General features: G+C 40.9%; 5 protein-coding genes. All 5 read right to left on the bottom strand.

Annotated elements, in window-relative coordinates:
* Nucleotides 1-133: 133 nt before the first annotated feature.
* Entirely contained in the window at nt 134-778 is a 645-nt protein-coding gene (locus tag B4C08_RS03685; protein ID WP_296663009.1) for an amidohydrolase family protein, read from the bottom strand.
* Nucleotides 779-902: 124 nt separating this feature from the next.
* A complete protein-coding gene (locus B4C08_RS03680; protein ID WP_296663006.1) occupies nt 903-2372 on the bottom strand; it encodes a radical SAM protein in 1470 nt (489 codons plus the stop codon).
* A gap of 14 nt (nt 2373-2386) precedes the next feature.
* Nucleotides 2387-2737: a hypothetical protein gene (locus B4C08_RS03675; protein WP_295799090.1), complete on the bottom strand. Its 351-nt coding sequence runs from the start codon at nt 2735-2737 to the stop codon at nt 2387-2389.
* A 74-nt stretch (nt 2738-2811) separates the two neighbouring features.
* The gene (locus B4C08_RS03670; RefSeq protein WP_295799092.1) at nt 2812-2940 is read right to left on the bottom strand and encodes a hypothetical protein; all 129 of its coding nucleotides are present in this window, start codon (nt 2938-2940) and stop codon (nt 2812-2814) included.
* 108 nt (nt 2941-3048) lie between these two features.
* Nucleotides 3049-3204, bottom strand: coding sequence for a hypothetical protein (locus B4C08_RS03665; protein WP_295799097.1), 156 nt, complete (start codon nt 3202-3204; stop codon nt 3049-3051).
* Nucleotides 3205-4202: the final 998 nt, after the last annotated feature.

The raw sequence follows: 4202 nt of genomic DNA, 5'->3' as shown, positions 1-4202 counted from the left end.
AAAGGTGATTTTCCCGCAATTCTGGCACAGTGGCTCCAAGTTCACCTTTGCTCCACAATTACTGTAGAAATTTGCACCATCTGCAAATTCTGCACCAAATTCAACGTATTTCATAATTATTTTCCTACATTAGTTAGTTGTTTAAAAACTCTAGCAACTCTTTTTCCGTCGGGTCTTCTTTAGGAGCAATCTTTCTATAGTGAGTTATGGGAAAATCAGAACCATAAAGGAGCCTATCGGAAAAACCAGCATTTCTTATTTCACCCACAACATACTTTGGGGCAAATGCCGTATCACAGATTGTGTTGGGATATTTTTTTAGCATATAAAGCGTGTCGTTAACTGGTCGGGAATGAGCAAGTTGAACGATAGCCTTAGGATGTTTTTTTATTTGATTTTCAAAAAGACGCGGAGAACAGATTGTATCATCGCCGCAATGAATTACTATACGCAAACCATTTTGTTCCGCATAAGAAAAAATTTCTTCAGTAAGTAAAGCCGTAAAAGACTCAGAAAGATTCCATTTTTGTGCTAACGGATGAATCTTAAAGCCCTCGTAGGGAAGAGTTTTCATCACTTCACAAACGGAAAACCCCAGAGACTTATGAAGTTCTGGCACGCACCAGTAAAGAGCATATGCCTTTATTCCGATTTTTTTTGCGGCTAAAAGAGCATTGCTCACCTCTTCCTTGATTCCCTCATACAAATTTTTTGCAGATGGGGCTTGTGCCTTCAAATCAGACTTATCCGTCAAATCGGAGCACTCTTTAAAATACATACAGCTTGTGGTAGATGAAAAATAAACTTCATCAGTACCACAAGTCTTTAATGCCGAGAAAACTCTGTCCGCATAATAGTAGACATCTTCAAACTGCCCGATATGAACATGATAGTCGGTCAAACTATTTTCCAAGTTCCTTTAGTTTTGCTTTTCGCCAGTTAAGGACAATTTCCTTGTTCTTTTGCGCAACCGCACAGAAGTGGCGGTTTATTTCAAGCGGGTCGCCAGTGGGTGATTCGTTTGCATTACGAACCATGCACGGAGCACAGAACGCAGCCTTGTCGCACTTGCAGCACTCGCCATGTCCCAAATCCTTCATTTTTAAACCGCGAATCCAATTGATTTTCTCCGAGTTGTCCCAAATTTCCTGGAGCGGAGTTTCGTTGAGATTGCCCAAGACCATTTCCTGCCAGCCAGGACAGGGGTAAACATTGCCGTTTGCCACCATGCAACACGACGAAACACCCGCACCGCAAAGACGGCGTTCTGGATTAAACACAGCCTCATTGCAGCGTTTCACAAAGTCAGGGGAAAGAATTGCTTTCTGATAATCAATATCACCGCTTAAAACATCACTGATAACCTTTCCAGCCTCATCAACCGAAAGACGATTTGCAAGATTTTCTGTCTCATGATTATAGGCCGCCATCATAATGTAGTCGGTCTGGGCACGGATTTTATGCTCATGACACCATTTAAGGACATCACCGTAGTCGTCCTTGTTGCCTTTCATCGTGGGGCAGGAAACATGAAGCGGAAGGTCATTTTCTATGAGCTTTAAGATGTTGTCACTGGTTTTGTAGAAACTGCCTTTGAGCTGTGTGATTGCATCGTGATGCTCAGGTATCATTGAATAAAGAGAAGTCTGAACAGAAGAAACATTGCTGTCTTTCATAATTTCGATTATTTCGTCATCAAGAAGCGTAAGATTGCTCAGAATATTCACATAAAAATCGTAATTCTTGGCAGCCCGCAGGTATTCCTTGAATTTCGGGTGGCACATACATTCACCGCCCGAAAGAGTAACGGAAAGAACGCCCATTTTAGAGAGCTGTTCCAGCGTGTTGTAATAAAGTTCATCGCTGATATTATAAAGCTTGAATTTATGCGGAATATAGCAGTGAACGCACCGCTCGTTGCATTTGCTTGTAAGCTCAATCTGAAAAGTCGTGAGATGCGGTCTTCCATTAAAGTGTTTTTCCAAAAATTCCTGAGTATCGCTGTCCGCACGCTGGATTGTCGGGGAAAAATCCTCTCGGATTGTTTTTGGCTGAACGGCGGTATATGTAAAGCCAATGTCCTTGACATTCAATTCTTCTTCGTTTTCGCCTTTTACGATGAAACCGTCCTGAACAAGAGTGTCATAGAATTCTTCTGCATCCTTCTTGATTGTATCGCGGTCAACATCGGTGAATTGCGGTAAAATTTTATCAATAAGTTCGTCGAGCGACTGCGGTTTTCGGCTCAATGCACAAAGGAAAATCGTTCCGCTTTCGTTCACAATGCGGTCATTGAAAATCCCAGTGCTTGTTATGTAGCCCAAGCCGTCGTAATTTCTTATATAAGTGTCTTTTTTCTGTCGGTAAAGCATGAATGTATCCTTTTTTAATTCTTTGATATATTAAATGCTTTGCTATAAATATTCACATCATAAGGAGAAAAGTCAAAGTCAATATTTTTCTCCCGTAATGCTTTTCGTGTTTCTTTTACAATTGCATCATGGGTAACAAATGTCGTATCACCGTTCTTTTTTCGAGCTTCCGCCAGTTTTTCTATGTAAACTTCTTCCAGCTCATGAAATCCAATTAAGTCATCAAGAATTTCACTGACTTTTCTTTTTTGTCTTTGGGTAATATCATTGTGTCTTATTGAATACACAGAAACAAATGTAGTTGCAACAACGCCAGCAAGGGCAACTCCCGCAGTTATGAATCCATTTATAAGCGAAGAATCCATTTTTTTCTCCAGAATAAAAAAATAGCCCACATTATTTTACATGGCGGGGCTTAATCTACCATAAAGCAAAAGGCTTAGTTTGTCATTTCGCATTTTTTGCACAAACTGCGGTTTGCAATTGTTGAGTGGTCAGCAGGACAGCCAGCAGCATAGCTTCCAGAAACTGAGTTCTGTGCGACAACCTGTGGTTTTGTATAAGCCATTTTTTTCCTCCTTATACTTCTTTGGTTTTTCGCCAAAGCAAGCAAGATAAAGCACCGCCCGACGGACGGCAAAATATCGCAGGACGAAAAAACTCCGCCCCCGTTATTTTATACGATTGAAAATGTTGCTATAGAACCGTCAGAAAGTGTGAATTCCATGCTGTCTGCGTTCTGCAAGAAAGATGTTTCTTTAGGCTCGGCCTCTTTCTCTTTTGTCCCATCCTCTTTGTCTTTCTTTGACTCACAGCCGGTACAACTTTTCATAAATCCTCCGACGAGTCCCGCCACAATTGCAAATATAATCCAAAAATGAACCATAATTTTCCTCCGCGTATAAGTCCGCCGACTTAATAGATTTGATTTAAGGCTATCACAACAAGGGGGGGGAGCGAAAGTGCGTTTTACGCACCGAAAATACTGTCGTAGTGCGGCTTGCTCATTATTTGTGCAGTTCAGTCTGTTAAGATAAAACTTATATTGAAGGAAAGTGATTATGAATTCAGATGCCTTTTTTGTAAATTTATTTAAAATTCGAAATTCAACCTTATAATAAAAATCCGTGTCGCGGATATGTGCAAGTCCGCATCGCGGATATGACTACGTCCGTGCCACGGATATGTATGTGTCCGCTATGCGGATGTGTAAATGTCCGTGGCACGGACTGATTTTGCGTTTTCATTTTTGAATACTTTTAGGTTCAATTTCGACTTTTATGATTTAATGTCAAAATTGGGCTTGATGCTGCGATGTTTCTGGAAGAAACTCGGTTGATAATCTAAATGCATATATTACAGTCATTTAGAGATTATTCGGTCGAGCCGGATAATGACGACTTCTGCGAGATTGCTAACCGAGTTTGTATGCAAACATCACGGTGTCAAGTACGGCAATGACATTCGGGGCAAGCTCCCGCATTTTTTTTAGACATCTGGCATCACAGTAAAGCTTGCCTTTTGCTGCTTTTCTGCTGCGTATTCAGTTTTTATGTTGATTAATAAAACTTGACATTTGGGTTATTAAAAAAAACAAAAAAAGTTGAAAAAAGCGGTGTTAAGGTGTTGACACGTCCGTGTGATATGCGGTATATTGATGTCCACCTGCGGCAGTCAGCCGCAAGCTTTTTGAAAGGCATAAATCAGGGATGGACAGCAAAAGCAAGAAACGCTTATAGGAGAGAAGTTTTCATCAGGTGGGTTTTATAGGCAGTCAGATTCGTAAGAGAAATGAGAGGGCCTGAAGAAGGCTCTCTGTGCTTGAGGAGA

The organism is Treponema sp. UBA753 (assembly GCF_002297325.1).
Lineage (GTDB): Bacteria > Spirochaetota > Spirochaetia > Treponematales > Treponemataceae > Treponema_D.
The sequence above is the reverse complement of the archived record's forward strand: the minus strand, read 5'-3'. Positions and strand labels throughout refer to the sequence as shown.